Here is a 21,592-nt window from a genome sequence, read left to right as displayed (position 1 = left end):
CATTTACAGTTCTATAGACTCTCCAGGCTCCAGCACTTTACCTTGGCCCGGTTTTACCTTTTCTGCAAAGGCACGGCCATCTTGCTCTATCAATTCAAAGGTGTTGTAGTGAATCGGCACCACCTGTTTCGCCTTAATCCATTCGGCAGCAAGCAGAGCATCTTCAGGACCCATTGTAAAGTTGTCACCGATTGGCAAGAAAGCTAAATCAATATCGTTCAGCTCTCCAATCATTTTTAAATCGCTGAACAATCCGGTATCCCCGGCATGATAGATCGTCTTACCTTCAGCTTTTAGTAAAATCCCTGTAGGCATTCCGGTATAAATCACCGTTCCATCTTCTTCTGTATAAGAAGATCCATGAAAAGCCTGTGTCAGCTTGACGGTTCCAAAATCAAATGTATGACTTCCTCCGATGTATATTGGATGAGTCTTTAATCCTTTAGTTCCTAAGTACTCCGCTAACTCAAAAGGAGCAATCACTTGAGCATCGCAGCGTTTCGCGATATCCACCGTATCTCCTACATGGTCATTATGGCCATGTGTTAAGAGAATGACGTCGGCATGGACCTCATCAGCGTTTAAATCTGTATTTCCATTCTCTGAAATAAAAGGGTCGATTAAAACCGTTTTTCCATTAACCTCAACTCTTACAACAGAATGTCCATGAAATGATACATTCACACTACCACTCCTTAACATAAGAATTAATAATTCTGCCAAGCCTGTTCATATTTTTGAATTAAATTTGGGTCTATTAATGTATTAGGGGTTAATGATACAGGCTCGCCCTCACGATTTACGATTTCCCTATCTTCATCTTTCCCAAACACCGTCATGGCCTCCAGCATATCATTTGTTAAAAAACCCGCATGTTCCGGCAGCTCAATGTCGCTGACATCGATTGGCTCACGGCTCGCCATAATAAACCCCCAGTTTCCAAAACTCGGGATATCCACATGGAAATTCTCAGTTTCTAATCCGGCCGACTGAATGGTTTCATCGATTGTCCAATATACCTCTGTCGCAAAAACAGGACTTGTCCCCTGAATCATAGCTGCCCCTCCAGGTACGAGATGATTTCTGAGGAGAGAATAAAATTCCCGGGTGTATAGCTTATTTAAACTCTCATTGTTAGGATCCGGCAAGTCCACAATAATGACATCATAAAAACCATCATATTCTTCTAAGTATTCGAAAGCATCCGTGTTTTTAACTTCTAAGCGCGGCTCTTGAAACACATCCTCATTTAACTGCCTGAGATGATAGTTCGATGCAGCCAGTTCCGTTACAGCGGGGTCTAAATCAACTAATGTGACATTCTTCACTTCCTCATAAGTGAGGACTTCTTTGGCAGCAAGCCCATCACCGCCTCCTAAAATCAGCACGTTATCTATATTATCGGCAGCCCCCAATGGCGGGTAAACCAATGTTTCATGATATCTGTGCTCATCCGAGGAACTAAACTGCAGAGAACCATCCAGATAGAGACGGGTATCTCCCTGTTCCTTTGTTAATATAATTTTCTGGTAAGAACTCTGTTCACTGTGAATAATCGGATCCTGATATAATTTCTGCTCAAATGAAAAAGCCATTTCCTCTCCGAAAAAGAGGCCGCCAATGAGTGCGGCACCAATAACCGCAGCTGCTGTCGAGTGAAAGACAAGGTTTTTAATTTCTGATCGAAACAAATATAAAATTAAAACAGCTACTAGTAAGTTAATACAAGCCACAAAGAAAGCAGTTTTCACCATGCCCATCTGCGGCCTTAAGTAAAAGGCAAATAATAAACCGCCGATCAGCCCTCCAGCATAATCAGAAAATAATACTCTTGCTGTACTGCGGCTGAGCTCAACTCCGATTTCGTTTGCTTTCCTGATGAGAATGGGAAGCTCAACACCAGTAAGGGCTCCGATCGTAAAAGTAATCATGTATAAAAACAGTGCATCCGTTCCGCTTGGGGCAAAAGCGGTCATCCCAAACATTGTAAAGCTTGAAAATCCCCCTATTAATGCTACCAAAAACTCAATCCAGACGAATGTAATAATCAGCTGGCTCATTACCTTTTCACTAAGGCTCGCGCCAACACCCATTCCTGTAAGGAATAAACTGATGGTAATCGTGTACTGTTTTACTCCGTCACCTAAAATATAAGACCCGAGGGCACCAAATAATACTTCAAAAATAATTCCGCATATTGAAACAATGCCTGAAGCCCAGTAAATAAGCCGGCTTTTCTTTTCGGCAGATGCTTCCATTTCCTTCACTCCGTTATAATTCCTGTTGTAGCTGTTAGCTATTAGTGTTGATATTTCGGTTGTCTGGGAAATGCCCAGGCCTCCTAAAAGACTAAAAGAGAGGAATCTACTCTCTTTTTAGTGACTTCTATGACGATTTCCGGCTCATCAGCAATATTTTTCAACTTTTTTGAGTAAATTCCGGGGCAGGTTGATTATGTAATGGAAGCACCTATGACAAAAGCCAACCCTATTGAAACCCCTATAGATATGATGCCCACGGCAGTGTTATTATTTTTAAGCTCTGTTTCTACAGAGAATTTCTTCGTAAAGAATTCAAATAACAGATAGGCCGCCATTTGTAATACGATACCGAAGATGCCCCAAATTAGAGTATCCCATATGGTAAAACTATGATAAATCGCAAAAGCAAGGACGATGCAGATGCCGATAATCTTGCCTGCAATCGACATAGCAACCGCCTGATTGCCGGATTTCACTTCTTCCCAGTCGTTGTATTGCTTTGTTATAAATTCAAATATTACTAATCCTATTAAAACAACGATTACGCCAATGGCAAAGTAACCCAATGTCGCTAAAAACGGTTCCATGTAAATGCCTCCTTTATTTTCCTGTACCAGGTCCTCCACCACGATTGGAAGAGCCCCTTAACGTCCCTGTGGAATTTGAATTATAACCTCCGTACATCGAATATCCGCCGTAACATCCGCCGGCTTCACAGTTTGACGCCCTTCGCTGCGCCCAGTCGTTAGACCCAAGCATACGGTTCAGCAGTGAATAAGCCAGCAGCCCCTGGAAAAAACTCGGGGAATAATTATTGCGGACAAACTGGTCGCTCGCTAGTTCAATCAGTATAAGGCCTGGCTCTTCATCACTCTCCTGTAGAATTACAAAGTCATCAGGATAGATCAGAACTTGTTTTTTGTCCTGCCGCTCGCTTATTTCCTCCGGCTCCAGCTTACCGGCTATCTCATCCGCTGTTTCTTTTAAGGTTAACTCCTGTGTCATGTAAATCTCGGCAATTCCCCGGTCTGATTCAACTGTATCCAAAAGCGGAAACCCGTCATCGATAAGATCCCGGATCGATTCAGCCTCAGAATCTCTAATCTGTTGAAGAACTTCACTCTTAGATGGTTCATCAGGCAGTTCACCATATGTATCTATTGTGTTAGAACCAGACATCCCTCTTGGGGTGCCGCTGTCCGCAAAAGACTGGTACCCGACTACAATGGCTATTGTAATGACGATAAACAGCCCTATATAATCCTTCATTCCTTAAGCCCTCCTCTCCCCAAAAATGAGTTGTGCCTGACAATGCCAGGCACAACGTATCCATTACTCTTTGTTCATTTTTCTTTTTAGGGCAGCCAGTTCATCATCAATGCTGTCGTTTTTATCTAATTCAGCGAATTCATCATCAAGAGAACGATTGGATTTAGAGAGATCTTCACTCGTCTCGGCTTCTGCTTCATACTGCATGACTTTTTCTTCCATTCGATCAAACCCTTGACGCGATTCATCACTTCCAATGTTAGACATTGTACGATTCATCTTAGTACGTGTTTGCGCTGACTCTGCTCTTGCTTTTAAGGAGTCTTTCTTCAATTTCATTTCTTGATATTCTTTCTTCATTTCATCTAATTTCTGGCGAAGACTGTTCGAATCCTGCTGGGCTCTTTCATAAGAAGCCTTAAATTGATCCGCTTGATCCTGCTGGTTCTTTTTATCTTCTAAGGCGCGTCTTGCAAGATCGTCATTGCCTGCTTCAATTGCTTTTTCAGCTTGCTGCATGCGCTTATCTGCTAACGCTTGTGCATCATCGTATTTTCTTTTCATCATTTTTTCATTGGCGATCTGTTTAGCCACAGCACTCTCTGCATCGCGGATATCATTCTCCATATCACGCATAAACTGCTCCAGCATTTTCACCGGATCTTCTGCTTTATCTAACATAGCATTTAATTCAGCACCGACAACCGTTTTAACTCGATTAAAAAATTTAAACATATAGTTTGTCCTCCTTCTTTATTTAGAACCTGCAAGAATTTGAATTTCGTATTCTTCTACATCATACCCGAGACTGGCCTCTATTTCACTTCCCCACGACTCTAAAGAGAGGTACTTCTCTTCATCCTCTGAAATGTATTCGGCATATCGGGCTGTTCGTCCGTTAACATTTTGACTGCGGCCTTCACCTGTTACATAAGCCTCACCTTCCTCATTCTTATGATAAGTCACACCCTCATAATCTAATTGTTTAGGGAATGAATCCACAGGCAGCTTAATCGTTTCGTACATCCCAAGCTCCAATACATCATCCATTTCTGCAGAAAGCCATTTTACATTTTTTCCTTCAAGCAGCTGATAAGAATACCATTCATACGCACCATCGCGATAGGTAATCTTTCCCACTACTTCATAATCCATCAGATCGTATGTGACGATATCCCCCACTTGAATATTCAGCGGAGTCCTTTCTTTTACTTCCGTGGTATTGCTTTTACTTTTAGAAAATAATCTTGAAAAGAATCCCAAAACTGCACCTCTCCTTCTACTTTAGCCCTGCTGTACCTATATGTACGGACTAAGGTCCTCTTTTGTTTCACTTTTTTTCATTCTAACAAAAAACAGCAGAACTTTTGGGTTCTGCCGCTCAATCATTTATTCGTTTAGTAATTCGATAGCATCCGAATACGATAATCCATGAGCTTCTGCGACCGCTTCATACGTCACATAGCCATTTAACGTATTGATGCCTTTATAAAGGGCAGGGTTGTCTAAGCACGCTTTTAGATACCCTTTATTAGCAAGCTGAAGTGCATAAGGTACGGTAACGTTCGTAAGGCCGATTGTCGATGTTCTCGGTACAGCTCCCGGCATATTGGCTACAGAATAATGCAGAACCCCGTATTTTGTATATGTCGGGTTATCATGGGTTGTAATTCGGTCTGTTGTTTCGAAAATACCGCCCTGGTCAATGGCTACATCCACGATAACTGATCCTTCCGGCATATTCTGAACCATTTGCTCTGTCACAATTTTTGGCGCTTTCGCTCCTGGAATGAGAACGGCACCGATAACTAAATCAGACTCTTCCAATGCTTCCTGAATATTTAAAGGATTAGACATCATCGTATTGATTTCTCTGCCGAAAATGTCGTCAAGCTGGCGTAGACGCTCAGGATTTAAATCAATGATCGTTACATCAGCACCGAGACCGGCAGCGATTTTAGCAGCGTTCGTTCCTACTACCCCTCCACCAAGGACGGTTACTTTCCCGCGTCTTACCCCCGGAATTCCTCCAAGCAGGACGCCTCTTCCGCCGTGGGACTTTTCTAAAAATTGAGCTCCGATCTGAGAAGCCATTCGTCCGGCCACTTCACTCATTGGAGTAAGCAAAGGCAGGGAGCCGTTATTTAACTGAACGGTCTCATAAGCAATGCCGACTACTTTCCGTTCAATCAGCGCTTTAGTTAAGCCGGGTTCAGCAGCTAAATGCAAATAAGTAAATAATATAAGTCCTTCATAAAAATAACCGTATTCCTCAGGCAGCGGCTCTTTAACCTTCATAACCATTTCCTGAGACCATGCTTCTCCGGCAGTATCCACTAATAGAGCTCCAGCTTGCGCATATTGTTCGTCGGTAAACCCAGACCCTAAACCCGCGCCCCTTTGAATAAAGACCTGATGTCCGGCTTCTGTTAAGCTCATAACTCCAGCAGGCGTCATCGCCACGCGGTTTTCATTATTTTTGATTTCTGTTGGTACGCCAATTTTCATTGCAAATAACCTCCCGGCATCCATTTAACGGACAAATGTCCTCTTATTCGCTTGCCAATATAATCCTAACAATATAGGCTTTAATAGATGCATTTCATGTAAGCCCTTACATTGTATCAGAATTCGCAGAATAACCCTACCGTCTGCAAAAAATGCAAATTTTCAAAAATTAACGGTGGCGGTGTATAACGTCTAATCCTCCTGTTACTTCATAGATTGTCCCAGTAATCATGTCTGAATCCTCTTCGCACAGAAATGCAATTGTCCTGGCAATATCTTCTCCCGTTCCCGGCCGGCCGATAGGTGTATCGGGATCCTTTAAATTTCTCCCTTCCTCAATCGAAGCCTCTTTCATCTGTCCTGTTATGTTTCCCGGACAGATCATATTTGAAGTTATACCATGCTCAGCCTCTTCAAAAGCAATACTTTTTGTCAATGACACCAACCCCACCTTTGCCGCGGCAAACGCAGAACGGTAGATCCACCCTGAAGCACTGTCGGCGCCTTGAAACCCATAATTAATAATTCGCCCAAACTTCTGTTTGCGCATATATGGAATGGTTAGCTTTAAAAGATGGAAAGCTGCATCTAGGTTTCCACGAATCATGGAATTCCATTCATCTGAAGAGTAATCCATTAATTTTTTTCTTTCAAAAATGTACGGGCCGGCATTATTGATCAGAAAGTCTACGCGGCCAAATCGTTCGATGGCTTTCTCTACCAGGCGGCTGAGGTCCTTCTTTTCTCTCACATCTACCTTGACTAATTGAATCCTGTCTTTTTTATCTGCAAACTCTTTGACCAATTTTTCCGCTCTGGAAAAATCGGTTAAGTATGTAACCGTTACTGAATAACCCGCGTTCAGGAAGCTTTCCGTCACTTTACGTCCTAACCCTTTAGTACCTGCAGTGATAATGGCGTGTCGCAAAACGGCATCCTCCTTAAATCAAATGGCTGTATTTTTAATAGTTTTCTCCGATATCTATACTTTACAACAAGTCGGCGATAACTATCATATCAAATGCTCGGCAAACGCTTTACTTGTTCACAAAAAGACCTTTTTCCCCTGTCATCAACAGGAAGATATCATGATATAATAAAGGTAACAAAAGGAAGGGAGTGTCCATTATGCCACATGAATACAAGCATATTGTCGTAGCTGTTGATGGTTCCGAAACTGCAGAGGTAGCCTTTAAAAAAGCAATTGATATCGCTAATCGTAACGATGCCCAGCTTGTTTTATCCCACGTTGTAGATACAAGGGCTTTCTCCACAGTAGAGGCATACGATCGTTCATTAGCGATACGCGCAGAGAAATATGCAAAAGAGCTTCTTGAGGAGTATCAGCAAAAGGCAGAAAAAGCGGGTGTAAAAAATGTGAAAGTGGACATCGAATACGGTTCTCCAAAAGTGAAAATCGCAAAAGATGTAGCTCCCAAGCATCATGCGGACTTAATCATATGCGGGGCGACCGGCTTAAACTTAATGGAACGGTTCTTTATTGGAAGCGTTTCCGAACACATTACCAGATATGCCAAGTGTGACGTTCTGGTCGTTAGAGAGCCTCTTTCAAAATCCTAATCTTTGTTCTCGTATAGTTCGTTTATTGCTCAGGAGTCACGACGTATTCGATTCTAGTGCTAGGCTAAAAAAACTTGTAAAGAAACTTAGAGTTTCTTTACAAGTTTTTTTTACAGATCTTTTTGAATCTCTCTTATGATGTGGCCTAACTCTGGTAAGATAAGTTTATGTAAAGCAAGGCGGACGGCTCCAGATGAACCCGGCATGGAAAAAATCATTGTATCTCCTGCCACTCCCGCTGCCGCTCTTGAGAGAAGTGCGGCAGATCCAATATCCTCGGTATAGCTGAGCATGCGGAAGATCTCTCCAAATCCCGGCATATCTTTTTCAAAGAGAGGAGTAACTGTTTCAATCGTAACATCCCGCTTCGCCATTCCCGTTCCTCCATTTAGTAAAATGGCATCTATATCGGCTTTTTCAATTCCAGTCATAACTGCTTGCTTGATTTGTTCTGCTTCATCTTTAACAATCATGTAATTACTAATTTGATGGTCTTCTTCCAATAGACTTTCTTTAATATACCTTCCGCTCTTATCGGTTTCTTCTGTTCTCGTGTCACTTATTGTGATCACCATACACCTGACCGTAGAAGGTGCCTGTTTTTTATGCTCACTTACACTCAATTTCCTTCCTCCTCCCACAAATATCGATACTGATAAAATTTCGTTGCGAACTCAGCGACTTGTTTCGTTAAGCTGTAATTAGCCTGAGCACCAATTGCAACACTGATTAAAGGAATACCCTGGAAAAGTTTTTTCCTAAACATCATAATAAACACTGATTTAAAAACCTGTTTAAGCGGCTGTTCTAACCAGGTCTGATCTGTTAACCGGTCATCTCCCATATATACATATGGATTTCCCTCGTTTTTTATCTCTTCCACCAGTTCTTCCCACGCCTTGGCTTGAAGCCTTTTAGGCAGTGTTGCTGCATGGAAAACTTTTAAAGAAAGCATCATCTCGTATGGATGGTTCATTTCATGCCCAAAAGTAAGACCGATCAGCTGAACGGTCCTTAAGTTCATAGCGACCATAAGTGGAAAATCAATGCTTAACAGCAGCCATCCCCCTGTCCCTGTCACGCCTCCTTGAGCAAAGGCATAAAGCCGGCTTTTCGCAGTCTGTTGATCTGCAATGTAAGTAAGCTGGTCAATTGTTAACTGCTTCATCTCCCAGATTTCTTTAATATCCCCAGAAAATACACGTCCTACAGAAAGGATCCTTGCTCTGGCATCTTCCTGGAAGCTGGAACCCTGCAGAAAAGCATGGGTATGGAATAACCAGTCATCGAGCTTAGAGAAAAATTTGCTGGATAAAGACGGACTCATTTGCGCTAAAGACTGATTGATCCAGTTGGAATACACCATTTCGAAATCATTCGCTTCATAATTAGCCTGCCGCTTCTGCCACAACTCTATATTCTCAGCCACTCTTTGTTTTGACAAAATTATCACTCCTAATGAATCAGCTACTACTATTGTATCCTTATCACCAGGATTTGAGAAATAACTTCTTTTAAATTTTACCAAGAACAAAGGCTTAAAGCGCCCTGGTAGACACGAAACGCATAAGCAAAACGGCCGGAGGAAGGTGTCCTTCCCTTTTAGCAGGCCGGATGGCTTATGACGCAAGTGTCTGGGCGCTGGAGCTGGATGCCGCACTTTTAAATATATATCCACAGCTTGGAATTTTATAATTTCATGGACAATAAAAAAACAGGCCTGGCTTATTAAAAAGCCGGCCTGCATGATCCTATAGTCCTTTTTCGACTGTATCTCTTGCAATCATTACTTCTTCATTGGTTGGAATAATCATAACTTTAACCGGGGAGTGAGGATAGTTCACAAATGCTTCTTTTCCACGTACCTGGTTTAAAGCAGGATCCCAGTATACACCCATGAATTCAAGTCCTTTAAGAACTCTTTCCCGGATGGACGTGCTGTTTTCTCCAACTCCTGCTGTGAAAATAATACCATCGATTCCATGCATACGGGATGCATAAGATCCGATATATTTGTGGATTCTTGCCGCGAATACTTCAAGAGCAAGCTCTGCACGTTCGTCTCCTTCAGCTGCCTTCTGCTCAATATCACGAAGGTCACTTGAGAAACCGGACAATGCAAGCATTCCACTTTCTTTATTTAAGACGTTCATAACTTCTGCAGCTGACTTGCCTGTCTTTTCCATAATGAAAGGAATTAAGGCAGGGTCGATATTCCCTGAACGTGTTCCCATCGTTACACCAGCTAGTGGTGTGAAGCCCATGGAAGTATCGATGGATTTACCGCCTTCAATGGCAGCAATACTTGCCCCATTACCTAAGTGACAAGAAAGCAGTCGAAGCTGATCAAGCGGACGACCGAGCATTTCTGCCGCACGCTCAGATACATACTTGTGAGAAGTCCCGTGGAACCCGTACTTACGAATTCCGTACTCCTTATAGTACTCATAAGGAAGGCTGTACAGATAAGACTGTTCCGGCATGGACTGGTGGAAAGCCGTGTCAAAAATAGCTACGTGCGGCACGTTAGGCAGCACTTCGCGGAAAGCACGGATCCCCGTTAAGTTCGCCGGGTTGTGCAATGGTGCTAAATCAGAAACATCCTCAATTTCTTTCACCACTTCATCTGTAATTAAAACAGATTCACTAAAGCGCTCGCCCCCGTGTACAACCCGGTGGCCGACTCCGTCAATTTCATCTAATGACTGAATAACACCATGTGCTGTCAGCTTTTCAAGAAGCATTTTAACAGCTACTTCATGATCATCAATATCCGTAACTGTCTCATCCTTCTCCCCATTAAATTCGATTGTAAATACGGAATCATTTAATCCGATACGTTCTACTAAACCTTTAGTTATAACCTTTTCTTCCGGCATTTCAATTAATTGAAATTTTAAAGAAGAACTTCCTGCGTTAATTGCTAATATATTACTCAACGTCGTTCATCCCCTTAAAAATAGGCTCGCTTCTTTCTACCACTACCATTTAACCACCCGTAACTATTGATTTCAAGGCGTGAGACATTTGATAACGTTTACTTTATATATTCTTTATTTTCCCACTATTTTGCCGTTTTATAATCGTCAAACCAGCGGTTCATCTGACCGAGAATATCCGCCATTGCCTGCGGGTTTTTAAAAGAAGGAAGTTTCGCTAATAGAGCCTGCTTTGGTGCTTTAGAGCCGCCGCCTTTTTTCTGGAGAATTAAGATACTTTTCCCATGTTTTTCATTTTTAAACAAGGAATCCGAGAGCTGAAGCATTCCGACGATATGCCCTTCCTCTCTAAGAAAAGTATTTAGGGCATGGGATTGATCACTTTCGAAAAGAAAATTAGGCACTATAAACATCAAATACCCACCCGGTTTGGTGTAGTTTAAGCTTTGTTCAATAAAAAGGTGGTGGGCATAGGAATGATCATGCTCTGCTTTTAACGTGTATTTCGCTGCCTGCTCATCATCAGGATAATAACCAACAGGAAGATCGGAAACAACAAAGTCGACCGGCTCCATTAAAAACGGACGGAGACTGTCCTGATGGAAGAATTCTACTTTGTTTTTCTGAAGGTTAGCATTAGCAACCGCCAGCTGAATCAGCGTCTGGTCGACTTCACTTGCAAAAGCTTCGGTTTCTTTGTCACCAAGCTGGTTTAATACGGAGGTCAGCAAATTGCCTGTACCCGCCGCTGGATCAAAGATCTTAAAGACGCTCTCGTCTTCTAACAGTTTGGAACTGATATACCCCATAAACATCGCGACAGAGTCAGGTGTAATTAAGTGCTGATGCTGGGTAGCCCCTTTCATTCCTTTTAAAATTGCTAACTGGACCGCTTTTCTCAATTCTTCCTTAGTAAAGCTGTCAGCTTTTACTTTTGTCAGCTGATTTAATAGATATGTCTGCACGTTTTCTGGAATATCATCAAACGGCTGGCCGTTTGACAGCGTGTCTATCGATTCGGTCAATGCTTCTAAATACGTAAGATCCAAGTCCCTCTCTAACGTTTCTGCTGTTTCATCCAGCCACTTAAACAATTGTTCCACATGTTCTTGTTTCATTGTTTATCCCCCTAGCTTCACATAAAAGGACGCCCTTGCTTCGATCAACAACGGGGCGTCCCTTCTTAGCGCTCTTATAGTCTATAGTTGATCATAAATGATTTTACTTACGACTTCAAGAAATCTATATATTCACATCTTCCTTCAACTATCTATTCGAACTCTTTATGATAGGCTGTTCAATTTTTGATTTTGAAAATCGGAAAGGGGGAACTTGTCACTTTTTACGTTTGAAGTTAATCGAACTTCCTTTTTTTAAAAAACTCCCCGCTCGTCACCTGTCTGCGGCGTCTCTGCCGCCCTTTTTTTAGCAGGAGTCTCACAGAACTCCTTTCTTTTCCTGAATAATATCAATAATGGTGTTTAACAGCGGCTAATGATAAAATACAGACAGATATTGTATTAGGAGGTTTTTCCATGTCCAATCAACGAAGAAATCTTTACTTTTACTATCATCCTGATAAAGAACTAGACGAGAAATTAGAACCGCTGATTAAATTAGCGAAAGAAAATGACTTTTCAATTGTTGAAGACTCTAAAGATGCTAATATTATTATTTCCGTCGGCGGGGATGGTACCTTTCTTCAAGCTGTCAGAAAAACTGGCTTCCGTCAGGACTGTTTGTATGTAGGTGTCCGCAGCGAGGAAGAAGCAGGCCTTTATTGTGATTTTAACCTCGATAATTATAACGAAATGGTAGATTCCATGATGTATGACGAGCTGGAAGTCCGCCGTTTTCCTATAATCGAAGCTACGGTAAATAACGACTCAACGTTTTACTGCCTGAATGAATGCAGTGTCCGCTCCACACTGATCAAATCCATAGTTATTGATGTCTTCATCGATGAGATTCATTTTGAAACCTTCCGCGGTGACGGTCTAATTGTAGCGACACCGACAGGAAGTACGGGCTACAACAAATCAACGAAAGGGGCAGTCGTCGACCCTAAAATTCCGTGTTTCCAAGTGAGCGAGCTAGCTTCTCTTAATAACAACCGCTACCGTACACTCGATTCCTCGTTTATTCTTGGCTCTGAACGTACCTTGAAGCTGGAAGTCATTCAAGATGGTAATGACTTTCCATTAATCGGCATGGATAACGAAGCCCATTCGATTCGCAACATCCGTGACGTTACGGTCAAGCTTAGCGACAAAATTATTAAGACAGTTAAACTTAAACACAACTCCTACTGGGAAAGAGTTAAACGTACATTCTTATAAACGCAAAAAATCCAGCCTTTTAACTAGGGCTGGATTTTTTGGCAGAAGACAAATTCATTCCGAGTTCAAGGACTTCCTGCAGATGCATGCTGGAACCTGAGGCACCTTCACCTTGAATGGAGCCGGGAAGATTCTAACGTAAACATAGATGTTTTAGAACCTCTGGTACATAATATCTTCATCAACGACGGTGAGCACAACGGTCGCTTCTGCTAATTCATGAGGTTTTATCGAAAATAGATCACGGTCTAATACAGTGAAGTCCGCTGTAAATCCTGGAGCAATTATGCCTTGTGAATCTTCTCGCCCCACAGCATGAGCACTTCCTTTTGTATATAAAGAAATGGCTTCAAAAATAGACAGCCTTTCTTCCGCCTGATAGACTTCATGATCATAGCTTGCACGTCTCTCAACTGCTGCCCGTATACCGAGAAGCGGATTGATTTCTTCAATCGGCGCGTCCGATCCTCCCGCGCAAATAATGCCAGCATCTAATAATGTTTTCCAGGAGTAGGCTGTTTTCATTCTCATGTGCCCAAGCCGATCCATAACCCAGGGAAAATCAGAAGCTACAAACGTCGGCTGGATGTCTAAAACAATGCTTAGCTTCTGAAGCTTTTGGATCAAGGATGGATTCAAAATTTGAGCATGAATGAGCCGGTCACGCTCTCCTGTCTTAAGAGGATGTTCGCTTAATACAGAAATAACGGCTTCTGCAGCACCGTCTCCGATGGCATGCACGGCAACCGGCATATTCCGTTTTCTCGCTTTAAGGACCAGCTCCGTTAATTCTTCTTTTGTATGAATGGCGACTCCACAGTTCCCCGGATCGTCGGAATATTCTTCTTTCAGCCAGGCCGTTCTGCCGCCGAGAGCCCCGTCTGAGAAAATTTTCAGGGCTCCCAATTCTACGAACTCATTTCCTTTTTTAAAGCCCATTCCTTCTTTATCAACCTCTTCAATGACACCGTGATGAACGAGCAGGTGGGCACGGAATTTCACGCGCTTACCATCAATCGTGTGCAGGAAGGCATCAAGTGTTTTCTTAAAGCCGCCATAATAATTTAAGTCTTCACTATGGCCTCCTACTAGACCATAAGCATGCATATCCTTTACTGCGAGTTCGGCTGCTTTGTGTAAGTACTCAGGTGTAACCTCAGGCATGGCCTCTTTCACTAAATCCTGTGCCTTGTCATGAAAATAGCCGGTCGGTTGATCGTTTGAATCTCGAACAATCAGCCCGCCTTGAGGATCAGGAGTTTTAGTGGTAATCCCCGCAAGTTCGATCGCCTTTGAATTTGCAATTAAAGCATGCCGGCAGACACGGGTAAGCATAATCGGGTGCTCTGTTGAGATTTCATCTAATTCATCTTTATGTATAATCCGTTTGTCTTCCCATTGATTTTCATTCCAACCATCGCCTACAATCCAGCTTCCCGGCTCTACCTGCTCCGCATACTGGCTCAGCGCCTGCTTGACTTCTTCAGCTGATTTCATAAACATTAAATCCAGACGCATCAGCCTTTCGCCATGCCCCATAATGTGCAGATGGCTGTCGGTAAACCCTGGGTACATGACCGATCCTTTTAAATTGTGTTCTTCAGAAATCTGTCCCTTATAAGCGGAGTAAAGATCCTGGGTATCCCCTGTGGCTGCTATCCGTCCATTGTCGGTAACAACCGCTTCCACCCAGTCACCTTCCTCTATCATCGTATAAATCTTGCCTCCATACCATAGCTTCATAATGGAAACTCCTTCTTCCGTTAAAATATAAGCTCACTATTTGCATAGTGAGCTCTGTTGTTCCTTATTATAACAAACTTTCAAATGGATCATCGTCTTTTTGCTCGTCAGAGACTTCCACCATCTCTGTAAGCTCGACCGCTTTTGCAATGTCTTCTTCAAAAGAAACACTGGATTCATAATAGCTGGCATTCGCTCTAGTGGGTTTCGTCTTAGGAGCTTTCGGCACAAATATAGTGCAGCAGTCCTCATAGGGTAATGTTGAAATCTTATAAGTGTCTATCTGTCTTGCTATTTCAATAATATCCAGCTTGTCCATGGCGACTAACGGACGGATAACAGGATAATTTGTAACTTCATTAATGGTGTTCATGCTTTCCATCGTCTGGCTTGCCACCTGACCGAGGCTTTCTCCTGTAGTAAGTGACAAAATCTCACGATTACGTGCAATCTGTTCACTTATTCTCATCATCATTCGGCGCATAATCGTCATACCGTACCCTTCTGGCATTTCTCTATGAATCTTCTGCTGGATTTCTGTAAAAGGCACTACATGTACAATAACCTTATGACCGTACTTTGATAGTTCGCCGGCTAAATCAAGAACTTTCTGTTTGGCTCTTTCACTTGTATAAGGGGGAGAGTGAAAATGAACCGCTTCGATTTGCACTCCCCGTTTCATCGTTAAATAGCCGGCAACCGGGCTGTCAATTCCTCCTGAAAGCATAAGCAGCGATTTACCGGTTGTTCCAACAGGCAGACCTCCAGCTCCAGGGTAATCTTTTGAAGTAATATAGGCAGCATCATTTCGAACCTCTATCTTCAGCTCTATATCAGGATTATGGACATCCACCGTAATTCCATCTGTATTGGCGAGGATATGGCCGCCTACTTTGTAATTTAAATCCTGTGAACCTATTTTAAAGCTCTTATCAGCTCTCCTAGAAGAAACTTTGAAGGTTTTTACGGTTGGATCATCCTGAAGAGCAAACAACGCCGCATCTTTAATTTTTTGCTCTTCTTTTTCTGTTTTTACAGCAAAGCTTAATGAGTGAATGCCGAATATTTTCTTACACTCGTCTATTACAGCATGCGGGTCTTCTCCATTAAGCAATACATACATTCTGTCTTTTGTTTTCTTAACCCGCGTATGGTCAAACCTGCTTAACTTTTTGATCAGCTGATTCTGCAGTTTCCTTTCAAAGTATTTACGATTCTTCCCTTTAATGGCCATTTCACCATAACGGATTAATATATGATCAAACTGCATGGTATACTCCCTTTCTATCCTTTCAAATAACGAATAATGTCTTTTAGTTCCTTAATAAAAGTCTCAGCTTCTTTCACTGTATTTTGATAAGACAAGCTGATTCTCAGTGCCGAAGTAGTGACAGCAGGATTCAGGTTGCAGGCTTTGAGAACAGCACTTACATCTGGTTCTTTTGAAGAACATGCGGACTTTGTGGAAACAAAAATACCGCGCTCAGCCAGTGCATGAACCACTACTTCCGGCTTCAAGCCGGGAATTGATATGTTTAATATATGAGGGCTGCCTTTCTCCGGGGAGTTGATAGTGACCGGATCCATACTATCTAATTTCTTACGAAGAAAGTTTCTAATCGTTAATAAGTCAGCGAGATGGTCTTCTTCCTGCTCCTGAATCAGCCTGAGGGCTTTAGCAAAGGCCACCATACCAGGAAGGTTCTCGGTGCCTGAACGACGGTTGTCTTCATGACCTCCCCCGTGTAAAAGCGGGAATAAACGAATTTCCTTTCGAGCATAGAGCATTCCTGTACCTTTTACCCCATGAATTTTATGACCGGATAAGGAACATAAATCAATGTGGCAGTCCTTAAAAGGCAGAGGGACTTTACCAACACCCTGTACATGGTCAACATGAAAGAAAAGCTTCGGGTGCTCCCTGGCAATTTCCCCTATATCCTTAATCGGCTGAACCGTGCCAAGTTCATTATTTACAGACATTATACTAATTAATATCGTGTCTTTTCGAATAGCCTGCCTGATCTCTTCAGGGTCAACATGACCTTCAGAATCGACATTAACATACGTAACCTCAAAGCCGAGCTGCTCTAGCGCACGAAAAGCTTCCAACACAGAAGGATGTTCTATTTTTGAAGTAATCAAATGCCGGCCTCTCGTTCTGTGCTGAAAAGCAATTCCCTTAATCGCCATATTGTTGGATTCTGTACCTCCTGATGTATAGACGATCTCTTCGGGCAGGACAGCTAGACGATGAGCGATTGCCTCTCGTGTTTTTTCCATGAGCCGTTCTGCTTCAAGGCCTAGCTGATGTACAGAAGAAGGGTTGGCAAAGTATCGAGCCGCAGCCTGCTGATACGATTGCAGCACTTCTGTATGTGGTTGTGTGGTTGCACTATTATCAAAATAAATCATGGTCGTTTCCCCTTTAAAAGATTGCCGTCTTCTTATATCCTGTTCCTTACTATAAAAATAAACCATAGGAACATGAAAATAGCTAGCCTCCTGACTGAGGCTAGCTCTACTTCATCAATTAATGTTGAGTGTATTCAAAATCGTGTCAATGGTCATCTTTTCATTTCCACTTATATCATTCACCCACTGTTTCGTCAATACATGCTCCTCAAAGACCGTCTGCTGCTTCTTTTCTTCTTTACATGAAACAGGAACTGCATGGGCCTTGAAGATTCACGTTCGGTGAACGCCATTGGCAGGTTGCTGCCAGCTGAACATCGCCATTACAGACAAACCAAGAAGCATCCATTTCCTCATAGTTCACACCCTAAATAGGGACTTCTTCTTTTTCCTCTAATTTAGATAAAGCACCTGGCTCCACTTCTTCAAGAGCAGCGGCTGCCCGTTCCAGGGCTTCTTCATAACGGTATGCCCTAAAATCGTTTTCCGCCTCCATAAGCTTGGCCGCCACTAAAGGATATTGACTGCGGTAACGGTTCGTATACTGAATAACTTTTTCCGCCATGTGAGCCTGATGGAGCAATGCTTTCGCCTGACTGTTGACTAATTCAGCGTGCTGCATAGCTTCCTCAAGTTTTTGATGAACATCAGCCATATCAAGCGGCTGCTTTTTTTCAAGGCTAAGAAATACTTCGTCAATATGTTCGCTCGCATGCTGCATGCCTTCAAAGAACATGGACGGAATACCGGGCAGGTTGCTCCGCTTCAAGCGTCTGTCTGTATCATTCACAATCTGCTCTATCTGGACAAGCTTTTCTTTTGCTTCCAGTTCATCACTGCGAAGCGTCTGCACTCTCTCACTAAAAATCTGATGTTTCTCTTTCAGTTCTGACGCTTGCTCTTTAATAATGTCTAGTTCATCTCTCATATCAGTAAAAGCGGTCTCGTTATCAGATAGCTTCTTATCAAAATTAAGATACTTTTTCTTTAACTGTGTCATCAGCTGATCAATTCCGCGGTAAGATTCGATGTCTTCCTCTTCCATCTGATAAGTGACCTTCAAATCATCGATGTCCTGTTTCGTTTGATTGACGATCTCTTCCAATTCTTCAAGCTGAAGCTGAAGAGAGGGATGGTGCTGATCTACATAACTGTGAGCCAGCGCTTCCTTTTCAAGCTCCTGATACATTTCCTGAATTCTTGGATCTAACTCATCAATTAACGCTTGAACATCTTCACTGTCGCCTTTTTCGAGACGTTCTGTATGTTTCTTAAGCAGTTCACGATAATTTTCGATTTCCGGCTGCAGGCCTAAATGCTGCACACGGTAGCCCTCTTCTTCCATTTCCTCTATGCCCTGATGCAGTTCTCTTAACTGGTCGGGCAGTTCCTTTTGTGTTTTCCGCAGCAGTTCAGGGAAAACAGCGATTTCTGTGGAGAGAACTTCAAGCTGCTCTCTAACCGATTGCACAAGACTGTTAGCTTCCAGATAATTCCCTTCTGAAACCAGCTCTTCATAATGCTTCAAGCCCGCTTCCAGCTCTTCCGCTCTGCTTTCGAAAATCCGGGCAGCTTTTCCGAACTGATGGCGGCTATGTATAAGGGATTTCTTTAATTCTTTTAACTCTGGGTTTAAAGCCTCGATTTCCTGGCGGCTGCTCTTCTCGGAGTCTAACAGGTCTTCAAGTTCTTTAAACATCGAGGCAATATCCTGTTCGATTGCCTGCAGCTTCTGTTCAGAATGATTCAGTACTTTCCTTACCTTTTTCAGGCGGTACCGGTCCGCTGCTTCTTCTGCATCAAACAAATCCTCTTCCAAATTTGGAAGCTCTTTTGTAAGAATTTTGTCCCAGCGTTCCCTCCACGCTTCAAATCTTTCCTGGGTTTCGCCAGAGAGGTTAAGGGCTTTGACCCTCGAGAGTTCATCCGATACATTTCGATGCATGATGTCCATTTTCCAGCCTTCTAAACGATCGACTTCATCATACACTTTTTTACGCCAAATAAGTCCTGCAATTATTAGTGCAATCAGCACTAATATTCCCCCAATTACGTACCTCATAGATAGCCTCCTTACAAATCCTCAGCAAACGAATCTCTTTCGTTAAAAAATTAATTTTAGTTGTTTATTATGATACCATGATAAGGATTGATTTGGCTAAATTATTTCAAATTAATTAATAGATTAACAATAACTTCTATTGACTCAGGAGGAATTTGTCATGATTGATGGACATGTCCATACACCTTATTGCCCTCATGGTTCAAATGCAGCGCTAGAAGAGTACATTGACCAGGCCATCAAGTCAGGGTATTCTTCGATTACATTTGCCGAGCATGCCCCCCTTCCAGAGACCTTTATCGATCCTGTTCCAGAACAGGACAGTTCTATGGAGCGAAGTCTCGTCGAACCATATATAAAGGAAGTCCAATCGCTTAAAAAATCCTATTCCTCTGATATAGAAATCAAATTGGGATTCGAAGTCGACTATATCAAAGGGTATGAAAAGGAAACGGAAAGTTTTTTAAATCAATACGGAAGCAGCCTTGACGATAGTTTATTGTCTGTTCACTTTCTGCCGGTAAAAAAACAGTGGTTCTGTATCGATTACAGTCCAGATGTCTTTTCGGCGGCCTGCCGAGCGATAGGTTCTATTGACGAGTTGTATGAACGCTACTATAAGCTTTTAAAGGATTCTGCACATGTAGATTTAGGGCCTTATAAGCCTAATAGAATCGGTCACATGACGCTGATTAGAAAATTCCACCATATATATCCTTCTCCTGAAGGGTGGAAGAAACAGGCTGCAAGCTTCCTGTCCGTAGTTAAAAATAACGGGCTTGATCTGGACTACAACGGAGCCGGAACTCTTAAAGAGTATTGCAGAGAATCCTATCCTCCACCAGATTTAGCGAAAATGGCATACGAAAAAGGCATCAGCCTTATTTACGGCTCTGATGCCCACGATCCAAACGGAATTAAGCAAGGATATGAAATTCTTAATCAAACACTTATGAAGATATAACTTTCATCTCGCTTCTCGGCTGTTTCTTAATCATTAATTCTGCATACAGATTAACGAAGTGATGGACTGACTCTTCGCTCATGTGCGCCTCACTTAATTCCTGAGGCATCATGTAAGGGACATTGATCAACCCTTTGAACTGAAGAAGATATAAATTCTCTCTATAAGTAAGGTCTCTTTTACTATTCTTTTGAAATAACAAATGAGACAGCAAATGGTTTTCTTTCGCTAAATACGTGACAAGCATCTCTTTGGCAAACACGGTATTTAAAGAAAGTTCACGATAAACTAAACAAGATAGTTGATAATTCACCTGTTTATAATGTAAAATCCCTTTAATTAAGGGCAGCAGATCCGTGACAGGGCCTTTGTCTGCTTCCCGCTCAATCATTTCCAGGTAGGGTTCGAAATATTGGATAGCCAGTGACTCGAATAAGCCTTGCTTACTCTTGAAGTAATAATGAATCAAGGATACATTGACGTTCGCCTTTTTGGCGATATCACGAACAGAAGTTCCATTAAATCCATTGCTGTAAAACAAACGACAGGAAACATCTAACACTTTTTGCCTTGTATTCATTTCGCGGTTCATATTTGATTCCTCCCTACTTATGAGTTTTCGAGGTTTTCACTTAAAATCCTTTAAGAATCGTACATCAATAACCGACATGATCAGCACGATATTGTCGAAATCACTCTATGAGGAGGAAAAAATTATGTTTCAAGCTACTCAGTATAAAGGTACAAAAGACGAACAATATCAGCTGCTCATTAAACAGCTCGACGCGCTGTTGAAAGATGAGCCGGATGTTATTGCTAATTTATCTAACGCTTCTGCACTGCTGAATCAATTTTTAGAAGACACTAATTGGGTCGGCTTTTACTTATTCAAAAATGACGAACTTGTGTTAGGACCTTTTCAAGGCTTACCGGCTTGCGTAAGAATTCCTTCTGGTAAAGGAGTTTGCGGAACAGCCGTTTCCGAACAGAAAACTCAGCGTGTTTATAGTGTCAAGGAGTTCCCAGGGCACATCGCATGTGATGCGGCGAGCCAGTCAGAAATAGTGGTTCCTATTATAAAAGATGGCGAGATTTTCGGAGTTCTTGATATTGACAGTCCTTCTGTTGGAAGGTTTGATGAGACGGATGAGAAATATTTAAATGAATTTGTGAAAACTTTGGATAAATATATGTAAAAGATGAGTTCTGCAGCTTGTAGAGAAACTAGACTTCTCTGCAAGCTTTTGTTTGTCTCTGGGAGGGAAGTTCCCTTTGCTGGTGGTTTCGGCTGGCCGTTTTTCCACAGGAGTCTTCGTGTTACTCCCTCCTACTGTATAGGGCGCGAACTAAAAAACTTTCTTTCTCCCCGATCATCCCATCTGGGTGATTTTTTTCTTTCTAGGAATTATGGTTGACTTCTGCTTGTTAAAACATATATAATAGCCTTTGTGTAAAATAAACGGCAGCCTATGTGAATCCGGCGACTGTTTTCATTTTATTCCTCATGATGA

Annotated in this window: 21 protein-coding genes; 4 read left to right on the top strand and 17 right to left on the bottom strand. The window is 42.2% G+C overall.

The annotated features are described in order from the left end of the window. Nucleotides 1–3: 3 nt before the first annotated feature. The 8 genes from HUS26_RS03575 to HUS26_RS03540 form a co-directional block, all read right to left on the bottom strand. The gene (locus tag HUS26_RS03575) at nt 4–684 is read right to left on the bottom strand and encodes a metal-dependent hydrolase (RefSeq protein ID WP_173915849.1); all 681 of its coding nucleotides are present in this window, start codon (nt 682–684) and stop codon (nt 4–6) included. A 23-nt stretch (nt 685–707) separates the two neighbouring features. Beyond that, nucleotides 708–2,258, bottom strand: a complete 1,551-nt coding sequence (locus HUS26_RS03570; RefSeq protein WP_173915848.1) for a polyamine aminopropyltransferase — start codon at nt 2,256–2,258, stop codon at nt 708–710. 194 nt (nt 2,259–2,452) lie between these two features. Next, nucleotides 2,453–2,848 (bottom strand): DUF350 domain-containing protein, encoded by a 396-nt coding sequence (locus tag HUS26_RS03565; protein ID WP_173915847.1) that lies wholly within the window; start codon nt 2,846–2,848, stop codon nt 2,453–2,455. 13 nt (nt 2,849–2,861) lie between these two features. Further along, nucleotides 2,862–3,530, bottom strand: coding sequence for a DUF4247 domain-containing protein (locus HUS26_RS03560; RefSeq protein ID WP_173915846.1), 669 nt, complete (start codon nt 3,528–3,530; stop codon nt 2,862–2,864). Between the two features lie 63 nt (nt 3,531–3,593). Beyond that, nucleotides 3,594–4,265, bottom strand: coding sequence for a PspA/IM30 family protein (locus HUS26_RS03555; RefSeq protein ID WP_173915845.1), 672 nt, complete (start codon nt 4,263–4,265; stop codon nt 3,594–3,596). A gap of 18 nt (nt 4,266–4,283) precedes the next feature. Next, nucleotides 4,284–4,793: a DUF4178 domain-containing protein gene (locus HUS26_RS03550; RefSeq protein ID WP_173915844.1), complete on the bottom strand. Its 510-nt coding sequence runs from the start codon at nt 4,791–4,793 to the stop codon at nt 4,284–4,286. 126 nt (nt 4,794–4,919) lie between these two features. Then, nucleotides 4,920–6,038, bottom strand: coding sequence for an alanine dehydrogenase (ald, locus tag HUS26_RS03545; protein WP_173915843.1), 1,119 nt, complete (start codon nt 6,036–6,038; stop codon nt 4,920–4,922). 169 nt (nt 6,039–6,207) lie between these two features. Further along, on the bottom strand, nt 6,208–6,966 hold the full coding sequence (locus HUS26_RS03540; RefSeq protein WP_173915842.1) for an SDR family oxidoreductase: 759 nt from the start codon (nt 6,964–6,966) through the stop codon (nt 6,208–6,210). 200 nt (nt 6,967–7,166) lie between these two features. Between HUS26_RS03540 and HUS26_RS03535 the strand changes: the two genes are divergently transcribed. Continuing rightward, complete coding sequence (locus HUS26_RS03535) at nt 7,167–7,619, top strand: universal stress protein (protein WP_173915841.1); 453 nt, start codon at nt 7,167–7,169, stop codon at nt 7,617–7,619. 110 nt (nt 7,620–7,729) lie between these two features. Here the strand turns inward: HUS26_RS03535 and HUS26_RS03530 are convergent, their stop codons facing one another. From HUS26_RS03530 to HUS26_RS03515, 4 genes are all read right to left on the bottom strand, one after another. Further along, complete coding sequence (locus HUS26_RS03530) at nt 7,730–8,242, bottom strand: molybdenum cofactor biosynthesis protein B (protein ID WP_173915840.1); 513 nt, start codon at nt 8,240–8,242, stop codon at nt 7,730–7,732. After that, nucleotides 8,239–9,063, bottom strand: coding sequence for an EcsC family protein (locus tag HUS26_RS03525; RefSeq protein ID WP_254434130.1), 825 nt, complete (start codon nt 9,061–9,063; stop codon nt 8,239–8,241). The genes HUS26_RS03530 and HUS26_RS03525 overlap by 4 nt, the downstream gene beginning before the upstream one ends. Before the next feature lie 307 nt (nt 9,064–9,370). Next, complete coding sequence (locus tag HUS26_RS03520; protein WP_173915838.1) at nt 9,371–10,558, bottom strand: acetate kinase; 1,188 nt, start codon at nt 10,556–10,558, stop codon at nt 9,371–9,373. Nucleotides 10,559–10,683: 125 nt separating this feature from the next. Continuing rightward, nucleotides 10,684–11,676: a class I SAM-dependent methyltransferase gene (locus tag HUS26_RS03515; protein WP_173915837.1), complete on the bottom strand. Its 993-nt coding sequence runs from the start codon at nt 11,674–11,676 to the stop codon at nt 10,684–10,686. A gap of 417 nt (nt 11,677–12,093) precedes the next feature. Here HUS26_RS03515 and HUS26_RS03510 point away from each other — a divergent pair, with 417 nt between their 5' ends. Next, nucleotides 12,094–12,897 (top strand): NAD kinase, encoded by an 804-nt coding sequence (locus HUS26_RS03510; RefSeq protein ID WP_173915836.1) that lies wholly within the window; start codon nt 12,094–12,096, stop codon nt 12,895–12,897. Nucleotides 12,898–13,050: 153 nt separating this feature from the next. Here HUS26_RS03510 and HUS26_RS03505 read toward each other — a convergent pair whose 3' ends face one another. The 4 genes from HUS26_RS03505 to ezrA form a co-directional block, all read right to left on the bottom strand. Continuing rightward, entirely contained in the window at nt 13,051–14,640 is a 1,590-nt protein-coding gene (locus tag HUS26_RS03505; protein WP_173915835.1) for an amidohydrolase, read from the bottom strand. A gap of 67 nt (nt 14,641–14,707) precedes the next feature. Next, nucleotides 14,708–15,910, bottom strand: coding sequence for a tRNA uracil 4-sulfurtransferase ThiI (thiI, locus tag HUS26_RS03500; RefSeq protein ID WP_173915834.1), 1,203 nt, complete (start codon nt 15,908–15,910; stop codon nt 14,708–14,710). 14 nt (nt 15,911–15,924) lie between these two features. After that, nucleotides 15,925–17,055, bottom strand: coding sequence for a cysteine desulfurase family protein (locus tag HUS26_RS03495; RefSeq protein WP_173915833.1), 1,131 nt, complete (start codon nt 17,053–17,055; stop codon nt 15,925–15,927). A gap of 367 nt (nt 17,056–17,422) precedes the next feature. Continuing rightward, a complete protein-coding gene (gene ezrA, locus HUS26_RS03490; RefSeq protein ID WP_173915832.1) occupies nt 17,423–19,117 on the bottom strand; it encodes a septation ring formation regulator EzrA in 1,695 nt (564 codons plus the stop codon). A 160-nt stretch (nt 19,118–19,277) separates the two neighbouring features. Here ezrA and hisJ point away from each other — a divergent pair, with 160 nt between their 5' ends. Further along, nucleotides 19,278–20,081: a histidinol-phosphatase HisJ gene (gene hisJ / locus HUS26_RS03485; RefSeq protein ID WP_173915831.1), complete on the top strand. Its 804-nt coding sequence runs from the start codon at nt 19,278–19,280 to the stop codon at nt 20,079–20,081. Here the strand turns inward: hisJ and refZ are convergent. Further along, the gene (refZ, locus tag HUS26_RS03480) at nt 20,068–20,673 is read right to left on the bottom strand and encodes a forespore capture DNA-binding protein RefZ (RefSeq protein ID WP_173915830.1); all 606 of its coding nucleotides are present in this window, start codon (nt 20,671–20,673) and stop codon (nt 20,068–20,070) included. The genes hisJ and refZ overlap by 14 nt on opposite strands. A gap of 124 nt (nt 20,674–20,797) precedes the next feature. Here refZ and HUS26_RS03475 point away from each other — a divergent pair, with 124 nt between their 5' ends. After that, nucleotides 20,798–21,277 carry a GAF domain-containing protein gene (locus HUS26_RS03475; RefSeq protein ID WP_173915829.1) on the top strand — a complete coding sequence of 160 codons (480 nt, stop codon included), beginning with the start codon at nt 20,798–20,800 and terminating at the stop codon, nt 21,275–21,277. The last annotated feature ends 315 nt before the right edge of the window (nt 21,278–21,592 follow it).

This window comes from Halobacillus sp. Marseille-Q1614 (genome assembly GCF_902809865.1).
Lineage (GTDB): Bacteria > Bacillota > Bacilli > Bacillales > Halobacillaceae > Halobacillus_A.
The sequence above is the reverse complement of the archived record's forward strand: the minus strand, read 5'-3'. Positions and strand labels throughout refer to the sequence as shown.